This window comes from Bacteroides sp. LFL-34, from assembly GCF_027257075.1.
In the GTDB taxonomy this organism is placed as follows: domain Bacteria; phylum Bacteroidota; class Bacteroidia; order Bacteroidales; family Bacteroidaceae; genus Bacteroides; species Bacteroides ovatus.
Window position 1 is genome coordinate 132247 of sequence record NZ_JAPQKZ010000005.1, and the last position, 17820, is coordinate 150066.

The 17820-nt window shown below is 42.6% G+C and carries 15 protein-coding genes; 5 read left to right on the forward strand and 10 right to left on the reverse strand.

The genetic code is table 11. The features are described from left to right. Positions 1-92 precede the first annotated feature (92 nt). On the forward strand, positions 93-1271 hold the full coding sequence (locus N5O98_RS04620) for a hypothetical protein (protein ID WP_022199632.1): 1179 nt from the start codon (positions 93-95) through the stop codon (positions 1269-1271). Between the two features lie 154 nt (positions 1272-1425). Here N5O98_RS04620 and N5O98_RS04625 read toward each other — a convergent pair whose 3' ends face one another. The 4 genes from N5O98_RS04625 to N5O98_RS04640 all read right to left on the reverse strand — a co-directional run bounded on the left by N5O98_RS04625 (position 1426) and on the right by N5O98_RS04640 (position 5991). Further along, entirely contained in the window at positions 1426-2661 is a 1236-nt protein-coding gene (locus N5O98_RS04625; protein ID WP_022199631.1) for a DNA recombination protein RmuC, read from the reverse strand. Then, on the reverse strand, positions 2661-3515 hold the full coding sequence (gene map / locus N5O98_RS04630; protein WP_004295607.1) for a type I methionyl aminopeptidase: 855 nt from the start codon (positions 3513-3515) through the stop codon (positions 2661-2663). Before map ends, N5O98_RS04625 begins: the two co-directional genes overlap by 1 nt. A gap of 100 nt (positions 3516-3615) precedes the next feature. Further along, positions 3616-4239: a DUF4858 domain-containing protein gene (locus N5O98_RS04635; RefSeq protein ID WP_022199630.1), complete on the reverse strand. Its 624-nt coding sequence runs from the start codon at positions 4237-4239 to the stop codon at positions 3616-3618. A 111-nt stretch (positions 4240-4350) separates the two neighbouring features. Next, the gene (locus N5O98_RS04640) at positions 4351-5991 is read right to left on the reverse strand and encodes a B12-binding domain-containing radical SAM protein (protein WP_022199629.1); all 1641 of its coding nucleotides are present in this window, start codon (positions 5989-5991) and stop codon (positions 4351-4353) included. Between the two features lie 111 nt (positions 5992-6102). On the opposite strand from N5O98_RS04640, the gene N5O98_RS04645 reads away from it, so the two are divergent. Next, the gene (locus N5O98_RS04645) at positions 6103-6501 is read left to right on the forward strand and encodes a hypothetical protein (RefSeq protein ID WP_004303560.1); all 399 of its coding nucleotides are present in this window, start codon (positions 6103-6105) and stop codon (positions 6499-6501) included. A gap of 74 nt (positions 6502-6575) precedes the next feature. Here N5O98_RS04645 and N5O98_RS04650 read toward each other — a convergent pair whose 3' ends face one another. Both N5O98_RS04650 and rlmD read right to left on the reverse strand, forming a co-directional pair. Beyond that, positions 6576-7496, reverse strand: a complete 921-nt coding sequence (locus tag N5O98_RS04650) for an RluA family pseudouridine synthase (RefSeq protein ID WP_004303559.1) — start codon at positions 7494-7496, stop codon at positions 6576-6578. A 36-nt stretch (positions 7497-7532) separates the two neighbouring features. Next, complete coding sequence (gene rlmD, locus N5O98_RS04655; RefSeq protein ID WP_217622112.1) at positions 7533-8903, reverse strand: 23S rRNA (uracil(1939)-C(5))-methyltransferase RlmD; 1371 nt, start codon at positions 8901-8903, stop codon at positions 7533-7535. Between the two features lie 247 nt (positions 8904-9150). Between rlmD and ppdK the strand changes: the two genes are divergently transcribed. From ppdK to N5O98_RS04670, 3 genes are all read left to right on the forward strand, one after another. After that, a complete protein-coding gene (gene ppdK, locus N5O98_RS04660; RefSeq protein ID WP_004317964.1) occupies positions 9151-11871 on the forward strand; it encodes a pyruvate, phosphate dikinase in 2721 nt (906 codons plus the stop codon). A 244-nt stretch (positions 11872-12115) separates the two neighbouring features. After that, positions 12116-12631 (forward strand): outer membrane beta-barrel protein, encoded by a 516-nt coding sequence (locus N5O98_RS04665; protein WP_004312311.1) that lies wholly within the window; start codon positions 12116-12118, stop codon positions 12629-12631. A 195-nt stretch (positions 12632-12826) separates the two neighbouring features. Continuing rightward, positions 12827-13399 (forward strand): porin family protein, encoded by a 573-nt coding sequence (locus N5O98_RS04670; RefSeq protein WP_004295701.1) that lies wholly within the window; start codon positions 12827-12829, stop codon positions 13397-13399. Between the two features lie 136 nt (positions 13400-13535). Here N5O98_RS04670 and N5O98_RS04675 read toward each other — a convergent pair whose 3' ends face one another. The 4 genes from N5O98_RS04675 to thiC all read right to left on the reverse strand — a co-directional run bounded on the left by N5O98_RS04675 (position 13536) and on the right by thiC (position 17816). Further along, the gene (locus N5O98_RS04675; protein WP_004295702.1) at positions 13536-14144 is read right to left on the reverse strand and encodes a thiamine phosphate synthase; all 609 of its coding nucleotides are present in this window, start codon (positions 14142-14144) and stop codon (positions 13536-13538) included. Positions 14145-14206: 62 nt separating this feature from the next. After that, positions 14207-14899 carry a HesA/MoeB/ThiF family protein gene (locus N5O98_RS04680; RefSeq protein ID WP_004303541.1) on the reverse strand — a complete coding sequence of 231 codons (693 nt, stop codon included), beginning with the start codon at positions 14897-14899 and terminating at the stop codon, positions 14207-14209. A 4-nt stretch (positions 14900-14903) separates the two neighbouring features. Then, positions 14904-16028 (reverse strand): 2-iminoacetate synthase ThiH, encoded by a 1125-nt coding sequence (gene thiH / locus N5O98_RS04685; protein WP_004295704.1) that lies wholly within the window; start codon positions 16026-16028, stop codon positions 14904-14906. A 90-nt stretch (positions 16029-16118) separates the two neighbouring features. Then, positions 16119-17816 (reverse strand): phosphomethylpyrimidine synthase ThiC, encoded by a 1698-nt coding sequence (gene thiC / locus N5O98_RS04690; protein WP_004303540.1) that lies wholly within the window; start codon positions 17814-17816, stop codon positions 16119-16121. Positions 17817-17820: the final 4 nt, after the last annotated feature.

Below are 17820 nucleotides of genomic sequence, written 5' to 3' on the forward strand. Positions count from 1 at the left end.
ACTTGCGGTTAGTTTTTAATACACCAGGTGATTGCCTTCTGTCTGCAGAGCTTTCCTTGGCAATTACTTTTTAGCAACAAACAACTATAAATATGAGAAAAGTTCTGTCTTTTTCGGGCTTCCTGATGTTGGGGCTCGTGGTTTCGCAATTCCTGCCGATGATGGCAGGAGATGGGTATGGAGCTGTTAAATCCATATCGAATGTACTACTCTATGTATGTCTTAGTTTTATAATGATTAATGTAGGCCGTGAGTTCGTCCTTGATAAAACGCGGTGGAAAAGTTACGCTCAAGATTATTTTATAGCCATGGCTACGGCTGCTTTACCATGGTTTATGATTGCTATTTATTATGTGTTTGTATTGCTTCCTCCCGATTTTTGGAATAGTTGGGAAGCATGGAAGGAGAATTTATTGTTAAGCCGTTTTGCTGCACCTACATCAGCCGGTATTCTGTTTACGATGTTGGCGGCTATCGGACTGAAGTCCAGTTGGATTTATAAGAAAATACAGGTATTGGCAATTTTCGATGACTTGGATACGATTCTTTTAATGATTCCTCTTCAGATTATGATGATCGGGCTGCGCTGGCAGTTGATTATTGTGGTGGTGATTGTGTTCTTGTTATTGTCGATCGGCTGGCAAAGATTGAATAAGTATGATTGGCGTCAGGATTGGAAGGCTATCCTCTTTTATTCAGTGATTATATTTCTGGCTACTCAAATACTGTATCTGGGGAGTAAAGAATTGTATGGGGACGAGGGAAGTATTCATATTGAAGTCCTGTTGCCGGCATTTGTTCTGGGTATGATTATGAAACATAAGGAACATGACACACCTGTGGAACGAAAGGTGGCTACCGGGATTTCATTTTTCTTCATGTTTCTGGTGGGAATGAGTATGCCGCATTTTATCGGAGTGAACTTTGCGGAGACTCATGCAGGTTCTTATTCTGTAACGGGATCACAGGAGATGATGTCGTGGGGAATGATTATGTTTCATGTGGTGATTGTCTCTTTATTGTCGAATATAGGAAAACTTTGTCCGATGTTCTTCTATCGTGACCGGAAATTAAGTGAGCGACTGGCTCTTTCCATCGGTATGTTTACCCGTGGTGAGGTAGGGGCCGGAATCATTTTCATTGCATTGGGATATAACTTGGGTGGTCCGGCATTGGTTATTTCAGTGCTTACTCTGGTATTGAATCTGATTCTGACGGGTATCTTCGTTCTTTGGGTGAAGAATTTGGCTTTGCGGAGTTATGCGGATTGACGTGATATGGAAATGTTGTAGAGCATTTTCTATTTAGTGTCGAGGTGTGTCGAAACACTCTCTCTAATTTTTTAGGCACGGATTATACGAATTGCACGGATAAGTTTATTTTCTTTCCGTGTTTATCGTGTAATCCGTGCCTAAATAATATCAGTTAGTAATCTGTCAAATCGTCCTCTACGTCAATAGGGAGAATCTTTTGGCTTTCTTCGTGTGGCAACTGTTCCACTTGCCGCAGTTTGCGTTCGATGGCACGTGTTCGTTTTCCCATGACTTCTTCGAGTTGGTCACCGGCGCTTTGCAGGTTCTTTTGTACTTTTTCAAGTAATCCTCCGAATTTACTGAATTCTGTTTTGACAGCTCCCAATACGGTCCAGACTTCTCCGGTACGTTTTTGGATAGCAAGCGTGCGGAATCCCATCTGAAGACTGTTGAGGATGGCGCCTAATGTTGTCGGACCTGTAACTACAATCTTATACTCCTTTTGGAGTGTTTCGATGAGACTGGTACGTCGGATTACTTCGGCATATATGCTTTCAAACGGGAGGAACATGATGGCAAAATCTGTGGTAAAAGGCGGGTCTACATATTTATCATGGATGTCTTTTGCCATCTTTTTGATTGTATTTTCCAATTGCTTGCCGGACGATTCCATCAATGCTGCGTCTCCCGCTTCGAATGCATCGTAATATTGTTCGTATACATCTTTCGGAAATTTGGCGTCGATGGGGAGGTAGACGGTGCTGTTGGCGTCATCTTTTCCCGGAAGCTTGATGGCAAATTCTACAAATTCGGTTCCGCTCTTTTTGGTTTTGACATTGGCGTCGTACTGTTCGGGGCTCATCATTTGTTCTAAGAGTGCACCCAGTTGGACTTCGCCGAACGTTCCTCTCATCTTTACGTTGCTCAATACCTTTTTTAGTCCCCCGACATCTTGAGCAAGAGATTTCATTTCTCCCAGTCCTTTTTGCACGTTCTCAAGTTGCGAACGGACGATTTCGAATGATTGGCCGATACGTTCATTCAGGGTTTTCTGGAGCTTTTCTTCCACCATCAGGCGCATATCATCCAGTCGTTTCTCGGTGGATTTCAGTAATGCTTCCTGCTGGCGGGCCATCATGTCAAATTTCTGTCGTTGCAGTTCTCCGGTAGTCATCATATTCTTGTGCAGAACATCTTGGAGCTGTTGCATATTCTGGTTCAGCGTTTGCGTCATTTCCATGCGAAGTTCCCGGATGCTGCGGTTCAGTTCTTCCCGGTTTTCCTGCATTTGCTGGCGCAAGGCTATTTGTAATTGTTCTGCTTGAGTTTGATTGTTGTCTTTGGTTAGTGATAATACAAGTAGGACTATCATTAACACGGCAATAACAATAAGTAGAATCAGTTCCATTAATATGTCAGAATTTCGTTTCCGGTTTCAGTAATCAGAATCATATTTTCCCATTGGGCGGAAGGCAGTCCATCGTCGGTGCAGACGGTCCATCCGTCGGCATCGTCTACAAACACTTCGTAGGTTCCCATATTAATCATGGGTTCGATGGTGAAGGTCATGCCCGGCACGATCATCATGCCTGTGCCCCGGCGTCCGAAATGTTCTACGTCCGGTTCCTCATGGAATTGCATCCCTACGCCATGTCCGCAGAGATCACGGACTACGCTGAATCCGTTCTTTTCTGCATGTTCCTGGATGGCGGCGCCTACATCACCCAGCTGTTTCCAGGGTTGTGCGGCAGCAATTCCTATTTCCATACATTCTTTGGTTACCTGTACTAACTTTTGCATATCAGGGTTGACGTCTCCAATCATAAACATACGGGATGCATCGGAAAAATATCCTTTGTAAATGGTGGAAACATCTACATTGATAATATCTCCGCTTTTCAGAATCTCATTTTTATTGGGGATTCCATGGCACACTACATCGTTGATGCTGGTGCAAACACTTTTGGGAAATCCTTCGTAGTTGAGTGGGGCAGGGATGGCACCGTGACTGGTGGTGAAATCATACACTAGCACATCAATTTCTTCGGTGGACATGCCTTCCCGGATATTCTCTGAAATATAGTCCAGCAGTGCAGTATTGATCTTGGCACTTTCCCGGATACCTTCCAGTTGCTCGGGAGTACGGAGTACTTTGCGCGGTGGAAGTTTATAACCTTGCTTTCTGTATTTCTGTATTTTTGCTTCTACTTCTGCCGGATAATTAGAGGGGGTAAACCGGAATCCCTTGATAAAGTTCTTCATTATGATAGCATATTTAATCGTATGACAAAGGTACGAGAATAAATGGAAAATATGCTTTCTTGTTTTCTAAAACTTTTCGATTCCTGATTGTCGGCACGGGTTACCATTCGTATGAAACACTAATTTGAGGTATCCATTCCCATCTTTTGCGGAGGACATTGTATTGGTATTGTACCCCTGTTTTTATTTTCCAGTTTTTATTTATTTTGAGAACAACATTACTACCCAATTGGGTGGGTTCCACTTCGGAAGGGAGGCCCCGGTGTTTTCGGGTATCAAGGTTTTGTACGCCATATATGTTGAGAGACCATTTGGGAGATAAATTATATTCTATTTGGCTTTGGATATGAAAGCAACTGGAATTTTCTGCAAAATTACTTTTACTGTGCAGCACAAGATTCTTGTTTATTCTTAACCAGGAGTAAGTGGGTAAAAAGGTGGAACCCGGTTTTAGGAATGTCTGATAAGTGCGAATGGAAGGTTTCGAAAAAATCATGGAAGATTTTAAAGTCGGTAGTGTGGGATCAAAATCTACAAATGGTTTTCGAGAGTACATGTTTTGCTCTACTTTTTCGATAAACTTTCTATTTATCTTGATCTCCTGACCGGATTCCAGCATTTGCTGAAGTCTCAATGAATCCTGTTTGTTCCATTCTTGTCCTGTTGCGGCTAAGGGAAACAATAATAGGCAAAAAATATTGAATTGATATTTTCGAATGTCCATACACTGTGCTAGTAGAGTTTATTGTATGGACGGTGGAAAACAGGAAATGCTGCTCTAAACGATTAGCGACTAATAATAATTTCACATAATATGAGAATACTTTTCTTTTATTTATGATAGTTTTTTAGCCTTGAAAACCGGTTGTATCTTCTGAATCTCCGACTCAAAACCAAACCAGTAACCATGTCCTTCTTCATCGGTGGGAAGGAAACATAATCGTAGATTCTCGCGATATGCTCCGTATTCTATTTCCCAGCTTTCAGGTGGTAGCTGTCTTTTGGTTCTTACTTTTTCTGCCGGAGCTTTTTTTAATGACATACCCGCTTCTATCCATGCAATGCTGACTTGTGTCAGGTAGTCGGGATAATGATTCTTGCAGAAGTCATAGAGGATTAATCCTCTTTTTTCCAGGCTAAGAGGGGTGTCAATCACATCTGTTTGAACTAAATGATCGAGTAACTCATGTATAAAATGAGGGTTTTCGAGAATGAGTATCCGTGTGATACTTCGCCAAGTTGGGGTATTATAGAAACCGTCTAACAGGCGGGACAGATAATGTGCTGTCTGTAATTCATCTACGCTGATTTCACGAGTTTGAAGAACTTCGTATGGAGGGAGTGGAGAGTACTGTATGCCTAATTCGTCCGCTCTTCTTTTCATTTCGGTGCCCGGAAGTAATTTGAGGGATTCCAGTTGGATTTCTCCTGCGCCATATTCTGCTAAAGTACGGACATCATCGAAAATTTCTGATAGATGGTAGAGTGGGAGCCCTGCTATTAAGTCGGCATGGGTTTCCATGTTTTCAAGGGAACATAGATACTTGAGTCCGGCCAAAGCATCGGAGAGCTTGCCTATTCTCCGGCTTTGTTCAAGCACGTTTTCCCGAAGGCTTTGGATTCCGGCTTCCAGGTGTAGCAGTCTTTTAGGAAGGGTGGCTAATTCCTGTTTGAGTTCATCGGAAAGGAGTGCAGGATGAATTTCCAGATGAAAACAGATATCCGGGTATTCGCGGAATAGATTTAGTAATTCTTTTGCCCGTTTGTTGTTGTAATTGAAAGTGCGGTCCAGTACCCGTACATTCTTGATTCCGTGTTGGTGTATCACGTCAAGACGTTTCCGGGTTGCTTCAAGAGATAGGGTGCGAACCGGTTTTTCACCTCCACTGACACAAAAGGCACAGGTGTTAAAACATCCGCGGGTAGTTTCTAATTGCACAAAGGGTTTGCTCCAATTGAAGAAACGGCTCTCTTCAGGAGGGACTAATTCGGAAAAGTTCATGACACGGGCGAGCCCGTTGTCATGGTATGCTTCCGATTCATCCAGATAGCAGAGTCCTGTGATTGATTTCCATTCTTTTCTTGGCTGATTCCACACTTTTAACCATAAAGGAAATACTTCTTCGCCTTCTCCGCGAAACACTCCGCTTACAAATTTGTTTTTATATAAGAAAGCTTCATTATCTCCTAAAAACTCGGGACCTCCGAGTATAACACAGCAGTGAGGTAGTAACGCTTTTGCGCGTGAAACGATGTGCAGGAGTTGCTCGTGATTAAATAGCCAGTTGGTAGCTGCAATGATATCCGGTTGATGGCGGTAGATTTGATTGACGACACTACCGGTATTTTCATTGATAGTGGCGGAGACCGTACACCATTCAATGTCTGTATTATTTGCTATCTGGGCATGTAAGGCTGGCAATGCCAGCGAAGAATGAGCGTACGAACTATTTAAATCAAGCCAAAGAAGTTTCATGTGGAAAATTTAATATTATCTTTGCAAAGGTACAAAAAACTTGTGGCTTGTGATGTATAGTAAATATAAAATGCTAATTTTGTATTAATAAACGCAATAAACTAGAGAATTATGAAAATGATAAAGAGATATGCAGGTATCTTGATGATGCTGACTTTATTGGTTGGCTTTACTTCGTGTGAAGACGATGAAGATATTTATGATGATTTGATGGGACGCACCTGGGTGGGTGATTTGTGGTTCGGTTCTGATTATAATCCGATAGAAAGTGGTATTCGCTTAGATAATAATGGACTGGGAATAGACTATCAGGTTTATGATTATGATGGTAGACCTGCAGGTGATTTGCCTTTTCGGTGGTGGGTTGATTATGGCACATTGTACCTTGATTATGGACGTGATTTTGCCTTACGTGAGATAAGAGGCGTTCGTGTTAGAGGACGTTATTTGCAAGGTGACTTGTATCTTGATGGAGAATATATTGATTATATTGAGTTGCAGATGCAATAGAATAAGATATGATTTTAAAAGAAAAGGAGTTAAATCAATTAATTTAACTCCTTTTCTTTTTGAACGTATTTTCTTTATTTTTTCAGAAACAACTTCTTAAACTCCGCCGGATAAGGCGTCTCGAACTCCATCAAATCTCCCGTTACCGGATGGTAGAAACAAAGTTTGAAAGCATGGAGTGCCAATCGTCCGATCGGATTGGGAGCATCTTCTCTTCCATATCTTCCATCACCGATAATAGGATGTCCTAAATCTTGCATGTGTACACGAATCTGATTCTTTCGGCCGGTTTCCAAATCGAGTTCCAACAGAGAATATCCGTTGGCACGTTTGATGGTCTTATAGTGGGTAATAGATTTTGATCCACCGTCATCATATTCACTGGAACTTACATAAAGCGTTTTATCAGTCAGCCAGGAAACGACTGTATCATAATCTTTTTCCATACTTCCCTCCACCACAGCTACATATCGACGGTCAGTCACGATATCGTGCCAGTTATCACGTAGTGTCCGCTGTGTTTTTTCGTCTTTAGCAAACATCATCAGGCCGGAAGTGTCCCTGTCCAGGCGATGAACGATAAACACACGGAATTGACGTCCGGAACGTTGCACGTATTCGTTAAGTATTGTATAGGCTGTGCGCTCTTTCTGTCTTTCTGTATTGACTGATAAAAGTCCCTGCATCTTCTCGACAACAATGATATATGCGTCTTCATACACGATTTTCAGCAGTCTGTTATTAAATTCTTTTTTTCCCTTTTGTTTGCTGATTTGCACTTTCATGCCCGCTTCAAGGGGAAAGTTGAATTGTGTGGTTATCACATTATCAACAAATACAACCCGCTTACTTAATAATGATTTTAATTTTGTGCGACTCGCATCCGGCATTTTGGCAGCCAGAAACTCCATTAGTTCCATGGGTTCTTTCACTGCATAATTGGTATATTGAGCACGTGCTTTTTCAGCAGGAGTTCTTCTAGGTCTTTTTCCCATTTCTTTTTTCTTTTGAAATTCTATTATCATCACGGATTATCGAAGTTCCAGCAACACCACATTTTCTACGTGGTGGGTGTGAGGGAACATATCTACCGGTTGAATGGCTTTCACCTTGTATTTCTCATCGAGTAATTGCAAATCCCGTGCTTGAGTAGCAGGATTACAACTTACATACACAATCCGTTTCGGTTCGGCAAACAAGATGACATCAACTACATCCTGGTGCATACCGGCACGAGGAGGATCAGTAATGATTACATCCGGGCGTCCATGCTGATTGATGAAATCCTGCGTCAGTATATCCTTCATATCACCGGCATAAAACAATGCATTCTTGATATCATTGATTTCTGCATTTACCTTTGCGTCTTCGATAGCTTCCGGCACATATTCGATACCGATTACCTGGCGAGCCTGGCGTGATACGAAGTTGGCGATTGTTCCCGTTCCTGTATAGAGGTCATATACCAGTTCGTTGCCTGTTAATCCGGCAAATTCACGGGCTACTTTATATAAGTTATAAGCCTGTTCCGAGTTGGTCTGATAGAATGATTTCGGTCCTACTTTGAAACGCAGTCCCTCCATTTCTTCAAAGATGTGATCTTTCCCTTTAAATACATGCACATCCAAATCATTGATTGTGTCGTTGCACTTATTATTAATAATGTATAGAAGAGAAGTGATTTCAGGGAAAGAGTCCGCTACGAACTGGAGTAACTGCTTGAACAGTTCCATTTCGTGATCTTCTGTAATCTTGCAAATGACGATTACCATCAGTTCGCCAGTTGAAGAGGTGCGTACAATCATATTCCGCAGCATACCTTCCTGTGTGCGCAGATTGATGAAAGAGTAATCGTGTTCGTAAGCGTAGTCACGTACAGCGTTGCGGATACGGTTGGATATATCATCCTGTAACCAGCATTTCTCAATAGCCAGCACCTTGTCAAAGGCTCCCGGAATGTGGAAACCCACCGCATTCATCTGGTCATACTTCACATCCTGACGAACTTCTTCGTTTGTCAACCAGCGTTTATTTGAGAAGGTGAATTCCAGTTTGTTCCTGTAGAATTCCGTCTTGTCAGAACCGAGAATTGGAGAAATTTCGGGAAGTTCGATTTTCCCGATACGTCTCAAATTATCTTCCACTTGCTTTTGCTTATATCTGATCTGCTCCGAATAGGGGAGCACTTGCCACTTGCAGCCACCGCATACGCCATAGTGTTGGCAGAAAGGAACAGCGCGATTGGGCGACAGCTCGTGAAACTTCACCGCTTCAGCTTCGGCATATTTATTCTTTTTACGCTTGATTTGCAGGTCTACGACATCACCCGGCACTACATAGGGAACAAAAATCACCAGGTCGTTTACTTTTGCGATGGCTTTTCCTTCGGCAGCCACATCCATGATTGTTACCTTCTCCAATAAGGGAAGCTCTTTTTTCTTTCTTGCCACTTTTACACCAGTCTAATAATTACTTTGCAAAAGTAGGTATTTTTTTTGGAAAAAATTCGGGTATACAGAAATATTCCGGATTGTAATGTCGAAATTGCATTTTGATAGAAAGTTTTTTCGCAAAAAGTTTTCAAGTTTGCGAAATATCCTTAGATTTGCGAACAGAAAAAAATCATAATGTAACTTTAAACACAATATTATGGATAAAAAAAGAGTTTATACCTTTGGTAATGGTCAGGCAGAAGGAAAGGCTGACATGAAGAATTTGCTCGGTGGTAAGGGAGCCAACCTTGCAGAAATGAATTTAATCGGAATTCCTGTCCCTCCCGGATTCACAATAACTACAGATGTTTGTACGGAATACAATACGTTAGGACGTGATAAAGTGGTTGAGCTACTGAAAGATGAAGTGGTAAAAGCGATCACTCACGTGGAAACGTTGATGAAATCTAAATTCGGTGACGTTGAAAATCCTTTGTTGGTGTCTGTACGTTCCGGTGCGCGCGCATCTATGCCGGGTATGATGGATACGATTCTGAACTTGGGATTGAATGACGAAGTGGTAGAAGGTATTATCCGTAAGACAGGTAATGCACGCTTTGCATGGGACTCTTATCGTCGTTTTGTGCAGATGTACGGTGACGTAGTATTGGGCATGAAGCCTACCAATAAAGATGATATCGACCCGTTCGAAGCAATCATTGAAGAGGTGAAGAAAGCGAAAGGGGTAGAACTGGATAACGAGTTGAAAGTGGAAGACTTGCAGGAACTCGTAAAGAAATTTAAAGCTGCCGTAAAGGAACAGACCGGAAAAGATTTCCCGACTGGTGCATACGAACAACTTTGGGGAGCTATATGTGCCGTATTTGATTCATGGATGAATGAACGCGCTATCCTTTACCGTAAGATGGAAAGTATACCTGATGAATGGGGTACAGCTGTCAATGTACAGGCTATGGTGTTCGGTAATATGGGTGAAACTTCGGCTACTGGTGTTTGTTTCTCACGTGATGCCGGTACGGGTGAAGACCTTTTCAATGGTGAATATCTGATTAACGCACAAGGTGAAGATGTAGTGGCCGGTATCCGTACTCCGCAACAGATCACCAAGATTGGTTCTCAACGTTGGGCTGTATTGGCTGGTGTGACCGAAGATGTTCGCGCAGCAAAGTTCCCTTCCATGGAAGAGGCAATGCCGGAAATCTATAAAGAATTAGATGCTCTCCAGACTAAACTGGAAAATCATTATAAAGATATGCAGGACATGGAGTTCACCGTACAAGAAGGTAAACTCTGGTTCCTTCAGACACGTAACGGTAAGCGTACAGGTGCTGCCATGGTGAAGATCGCTATGGATTTGCTCCGTCAGGGCATGATTGACGAAAAGACTGCTTTGATGCGCGTGGAACCGAATAAACTCGATGAATTGCTTCACCCTGTATTCGATAAGGATGCTTTGAAGAAAGCCAAAGTGTTGACTCGTGGTCTTCCGGCTTCTCCGGGTGCTGCAACCGGTCAGGTGGTGTTCTTTGCTGACGACGCTGCTGAATGGCATGCTGCCGGTAAACGTGTGGTAATGGTTCGTATCGAAACTTCTCCGGAAGACTTGGCCGGTATGGCAGTTGCCGAAGGTATTCTTACGGCTCGTGGCGGTATGACTTCTCATGCTGCTGTTGTGGCTCGTGGTATGGGTAAATGTTGTGTATCAGGTGCAGGTGCATTGAATATCGATTATAAAAACCGTACCGTAGAAATTGACGGTGTTGTGTTGAAAGAAGGCGATTATATCTCTCTGAACGGAAGTACAGGTGTAGTTTATAATGGTAAGGTAGAAACACAGGCTGCAGAACTTTCCGGTGACTTTGCCGAATTAATGACGCTGGCTGATAAGTATACTCGTCTGCAGGTACGTACGAATGCGGATACTCCTCATGATGCGGAAGTGGCTCGTAACTTCGGTGCAGTAGGTATTGGGCTTTGCCGTACGGAACACATGTTCTTCGAAGGTGAAAAGATCAAGGCAATGCGTGAAATGATTCTGGCGGAAAATGCAGAAGGACGTCGTAAAGCATTGGCTAAGATTCTTCCATACCAACAGGAAGACTTTAAGGGCATCTTTAAAGCAATGGCTGGTTGCCCGGTAACGGTTCGTTTGCTCGATCCTCCTTTGCATGAGTTCGTTCCTCACGATTTGAAGGGACAGCAAGAAATGGCAGATACTATGGGTGTGAGCCTGCAATATATCCAGCAACGTGTAGAATCATTGTGTGAGCATAACCCGATGTTGGGTCACCGTGGTTGCCGTCTGGGAAATACTTATCCTGAAATTACACAGATGCAGACACGTGCCATCTTGGGTGCTGCACTCGAATTGAAGAAAGAAGGAGTGGAAACTCATCCGGAAATCATGGTTCCATTAACTGGTATCTTGTATGAATTCAAGGAGCAGGAAAATGTAATTCGTGCGGAAGCTAAGAAGTTGTTTGAGGAAGTAGGAGATAGCATTGACTTCAAAGTGGGTACAATGATCGAAATTCCGCGTGCCGCTTTGACTGCCGACCGTATCGCTTCTTCTGCCGAGTTCTTCTCATTCGGTACAAATGACTTAACGCAGATGACCTTCGGTTATTCTCGTGATGATATAGCTTCTTTCCTTCCTGTTTATCTGGAAAAGAAGATTTTGAAAGTAGACCCGTTCCAGGTTCTCGACCAGAATGGCGTGGGACAGTTGGTACGTATGGCTACAGAAAAGGGCCGTGCTATCCGTCCGGATCTGAAATGTGGTATTTGTGGTGAACATGGTGGTGAGCCTTCTTCAGTGAAGTTCTGTCACCGGGTAGGTTTGAACTACGTTAGTTGTTCTCCATTCAGAGTGCCGATTGCCAGATTGGCGGCGGCGCAAGCAGCAATAGAAGGATAGTCAAATACGCTGGTTAGGTACTTAACTATCTGATAAATAGACTGTAAATACTTGTGAAAGTATTTGCAGTCTATTTTATTTTATGCCTGTTGGGTATTGATGTTCGTTTACCACCCAATATTTATTTGGTATTTATTATAAAAAACTAACTAAATGTTTGTTTAATCATAAAAACAGCTTTACATTTGCACCCCAGAAATCGACCGAATTGGGGTCTAACGTTTAATTTAAAAAAACAAAGAAAATGAAAAAGGGTTTATTATTGGTAGTTGTAATGTTAGCAACTATCGCTGTAAAAGCACAAGACGTTTACGTAGGCGGATCTTTGAACGTTTGGCGTAACAGCACAGGCAACACTACTTCTTTTAAAGTTGCTCCGGAAGTTGGATACAACTTTAATGAAACATGGGCATTGGGTGCTGAATTGGATTATTCACATAATTATAATGGTGGACTAACAAAAAATTCAGTAATTGTTGCTCCATACATTCGTTGGTCTTACTGTGAAACCGGTGCGGTTCGCCTGTTTCTGGACGGAACTGCTGCTCTCGGCTTCGTGAAGGTTAAAGACGGAGACACTACTAAAGCCGGACAAGTGGGACTTAGACCGGGGATTGCTGTTAAATTGAACGATCACTTCTCTTTCATTGCCAAGTATGGTTTCCTGGGATATCGTAGAAATATAAATACGCTTGGAGATTCTTTTGGTCTTGAACTTACTAGTGAAGATCTTTCAATTGGTTTCCATTACGCATTCTAATAAGAAGAAAACAAATCAACAAATTAGGAAAGGGAGTTCTCAAAAATAGGGAATTCCCTTTTTTTATGTATAATCTCTATAAATTGCGCACTTGTTAACGAAAAAGTTGTTTAATACAAATTACAATTATACATTTGTATTGTTAAACAATGAGGTCAATAAAAACCTTTAGTATTAATTTAAAACTTTAAAATTATGAAGAAGAGTGTTTTGTTTGTTTTATTTGCACTGATTTCAGTGGCAGGTTTCTCTCAAATTACAGGTTGGAATGCCAAAGTAGGTATGAACTTTAGTAATTACACCGGTGATCTTGATCTGAATGCAAAGGTTGGATTCAAACTTGGTGGAGGTTTTGAATATGCTTTTACTGATACATGGTCACTGCAACCTTCATTATTCTTAACTAGTAAAGGTGCAAAGAAAGATGGCAATAGCATTAATGCAATGTATTTGGAATTGCCAGTAATGGCTGCTGCACGTTTCAATGTAGCAGATAATACTAATCTGGTGGTGAATGCAGGTCCTTATTTTGCTTGTGGTATTGCCGGTAAAACAAAGTTTGACTTAGGTAATGACACAGAACGTAAAGTCGACACTTTTGGTGATGATGCTTTGAAGCGTTTTGATGCAGGTCTTGGTGTAGGAGTTGCATTGGAATTTGGTAGAATCATTGCAGGCTTGGATGGTCAATTTGGTCTGGTTGATGTGGAAAAAGTTGGTAATCCTAAAAACATGAACTTCTCTATTATCGTGGGATATAAGTTCTGATAAGAAAACACCGAAAATACAGAAAGCCGTTGCGGAAGACAATTCGCGGCGGCTTTTTTATTTTATGATTGAGAAAGTCATTTCCTTTATTGGATATACAATAGGAATGTACAGTCAGTTTACTATCGGCTTTTTATTAATCTGATAGCTTTTTCAACTTTTTAAAGTGCTCGATTACGGCTAAATAGTTCTGATCCTGACAGGCGTCGAATTTGTTCCAAAGATCTCCTAATACGACAGCTCCTCCGAAACCGAAATCTTTAATCTCCAGCAAATTATCTTCATTGATACCTCCCAATGCCATCACTTTCGAATCGATAATTTTGGCTCTTTGTGCTTCACGCAATTCTTCGGCAGTATATGTTGAATAGTAATTCACTTTAGAGATACTATCATAAATAGGACTCATAAAAACATAGTCGTAAAAATGCTTTCTGTTTTTTACCTCCTCCACTGAATGGCACGAACAGCTGATGTGACCATAATAATCATGCGGCTCTTTGGGATTACGTGCATTCAGGTGGATACCCATCAGATTAAATTCTTCTTTCAAATAGAAATGTTCATGCGTGACGATACGGCGGTGATATTTATCCGGAATAAGTGTCAATAGCCGTTCCGAATACATAGCCGGAGTTTCCGGCTTCCTAAGATGTAGGACATCCAGCCCCTCTTCGAAAAGAGCGGTAATAATCTTATCTTCTTCGACGAAGAAGGTAGGGGTGGTAACTACAATTAGTTTCATTTCTTTTGTTAAAATTGGATTGCTTAGCAAAGTTACTAATTAACTATGTCAGAAACCAACCTTTATAGTGAAAATTTGTTAGATTGCCATGTCCGCAGGTCGATTGTCCATAGTTCGCCGGCTAAAACATCTCCAAAATCACAGATTATTTTCAGCACTTCCGTAGCTTCAACGCTTCCTACAATAGCAGGAGTAACTCCCATCACACCTTTGGGCGGAGGAGGCATTCGTTGCATTTCTTCTTCATCAGGATAAAGATCCCGGTAGTTCTTTTTCTGGTTTCCATAGTTGAATACAGAAACCTGTCCTTCAAAGCCGCAGATAGCACCATATACGTAAGGCTTTTTCTGCTCTATGCAGATATCGTTAATCAGGTAACGGGTGGCAAAGTTGTCACAGCCGTCGACTACTATATCATATTCCTGAATGATATGATAAGCATTTTCTTTTGTCAACCTGGTAGAGTAGGGATGTATTCTGATCTCGCTGTTGAGAGCGGAGAGCCGTTCCGCTGCACAGATAGCTTTCGGTTTACCCAATTCTTTTTCGGAATAGAGAACTTGTCGTTGCAGGTTAGTGATGCTTACCAAATCGTCATCTACCAGTCCGAGACATCCCACACCGGCGCCTGCCAGGTAGAGAGCGATGGGAGAGCCTAGCCCTCCCACACCTACAATAAGCACTTTGGCTTCCTGCAGTTTCTTCTGACCTTCTTCTCCGATTTCGGGAAGTATGATTTGTCTATCGTATCGCATCTGCCTATCTTTTAAAATCAAAAGACTGATCCCAATCTTTCCAAACTGGTTCGCGACCTAGTTTCTTCAAGTCACGTTCCACTTCAACCGCCTTTCGCTCATCACTTACGTGAAATTGTTCCAGGGTTTGAGGATAACTGTAATATCCTCCCGGTTCAGTTTTACTCTCCGCACTCATGGTTGTAACACCGAGCGTTGCCATGTGATTTCGGATTTCTGCACTTTCACGGGTGGAATAGGAGATATCTACGTCGTGGTCGAAGATTCGCATCGCGAATGTAAGTTGAGCCAGTTCCCGGTCGTTCATGACTACATTCGGTTGGAATCCGCCATTTTCAGACGGACGCATACGCGGGAAATTTACGCTGTATTTTGTTTTCCAATAATGCTTCTGCAGATAACGCAGATGATAAGCCATCATCGTTACGTCTGTCCGCCATTCTTCCAGACCGATCAGGACACCCATGCCAATCTTATGTACACCTGCCTGTCCCATACGGTCGAAGCCGTCTACACGCCATTCGAATTTAGACTTCATGCCTCTCGGATGATATGTCTTGTAATTTGCTTTATGGTAAGTCTCTTGAAAACAGATCACTCCATTCAGACCATGATTAGTCAGTTCCTGATATTCTTCTGCTTTAAGGGGCATTACTTCAATTTGCAGGTTGCTGAAATAAGGTTTTGCCAAATCCAGCGCCCGGGCAATGTAGGGAACACCTGCTGCGGCAGGGTTTTCACCGGTTACGAGCAGTAGATTTTCAAAAGGAGCCAGTCGTTTGATGGCTTTGTATTCGTTGACAATCTCTTCCTCTGTCAGTATCGTTCTCTTCATCGGATTGCTGATGTGGAAACCGCAATAGACGCAGGAGTTGGTACATGAATTAGTCAGGTAGAGCGGTACGAACATGGAGATAGTCTTACCGAACCGTTCCATCGTATATTTCTGACTAAGGCGTGCCATCACTTCCAGATAAGGAGTGGCGGCAGGTGAAATCAGCGCCATAAAGTCGTTGACATCCAGATGCTCTTTTTTACCCAATGCACGGCGTACGTCGGCATCTGTTTTGGAATAGATGGCTTTTGTCGTCTCTTCCCAGGATATTTTTTCTAATTCGTCGGAGAACATTCTTATTAAATTGAGAATTAAAAATTGAAAATTGAAATGAGGGGAGGGCAGGTTCGGTCAGTGGGCTGACTTTCTGTTTCTCCCCACTCATTATTTGTTGGTTTTAGCGCTTTTCTTTAAATCGCGTGACAATCTCATTGCACAGAAATTAGGTCCGCACATCGTACAATATTCTCCATCGATATGATGTCCTGCACGGAAATAGGTCTGCGCCCGCTCCGGGTCGAGAGACAGGTCGAACTGATCTTTCCAGCGGAACTCATAGCGAGCTTTACTCAATGCGTTGTCTCGTACCTGTGCACCCGGGTGTCCTTTTGCCAGGTCAGCGGCATGAGCGGCTATCTTGTAGGTAATGACTCCTACGCGTACATCCTCTTTGTCGGGTAAGGCAAGGTGTTCTTTCGGAGTGACATAACAAAGCATAGCCGTACCCAGCCATCCGATTTGTGCGGCACCGATAGCAGAAGTGATATGGTCGTATCCGGGAGCAATATCCGTCACCAACGGGCCGAGTGTATAGAATGGGGCGTCATGGCATTTTTCAATCTGACGTTCCATGTTCTCTTTGATTTTATGCATCGGAACGTGTCCGGGGCCTTCAATAAATGCCTGAACATTCTTATCCCAGGCACGAAGCACTAATTCTCCCATGGTATCCAGTTCGGCGAACTGCGCTTCATCGTTCGCATCGTAGATAGAACCCGGACGAAGTCCGTCGCCTAAAGAAACGGCTACATCATATTGTGCCAGGATATCACAAATATCATCAAAGTGATCGTATAAGAAACTTTCCTGATCGTGTACGAGACACCATTTACTCATTATGCTTCCTCCACGGCTGACAATACCGCACAACCGCTTATCGGCAAGATGAACATTATGGCGGCGGATCCCTGCATGAATGGTGAAGTAATCTACACCTTGTTCACATTGTTCAATCAATGTATCCCGGTAGATTTCCCAGGTGAGGTCTTCCACTATGCCGTTCACCTTTTCAAGTGCCTGATAAATAGGAACCGTGCCGACGGGTACGGGACAATTACGGATAATCCATTCGCGTGTTTCATGGATATTTTCTCCTGTGGAAAGATCCATCAAGGTATCGCCACCCCATTTGCAGCTCCACAATGCTTTCTCCACTTCTTCATCTATGCTTGAGGTAGTAGCCGAATTTCCGATATTCGTATTGATTTTCACAAGGAAGTTGCGTCCGATAATCATCGGTTCAGCTTCTGGGTGGTTGATATTGGCCGGTAATACAGCACGTCCTTCTGCAATCTCCTGACGGACAAATTCTGGAGTAATGTGGGTCTTAATTCCCAATTCCTCGCAATTCATGTTCTCGCGGATTGCTACATATTCCATTTCAGGGGTGATAATCCCTCTTTTGGCGTATGCCATTTGAGTGATTGCTTCTCCTTTTTTAGCGCGATAGGGCAGAGCGATGTGCTCGAAACGTAAGTGATCGAGACTTTTATCGTCCCTTCTCATTTGTCCGTATTCCGAAGTAATTTCGGGAAGTTGTTCCACATCACCACGGCCTACAATCCATTCTTCACGCATACGGGGCAGTCCTTTTTTAAGATCAATGCTCATATCTGCATCGCTGAACGGTCCGCTGGTATCATATACATATATCTCCGGGTTCGGTGTTGCTATCTTTTCTTCGCCTTCAAAGCTGACACTGGGCACTTGTTCCACTTTCCGCATCGCTACACGGATATTCGGATAAAGTTTACCGGGTAAATAGACTTTCTGCGAGCGGGGGAATTTTATTTTTTGTTCCATAGTT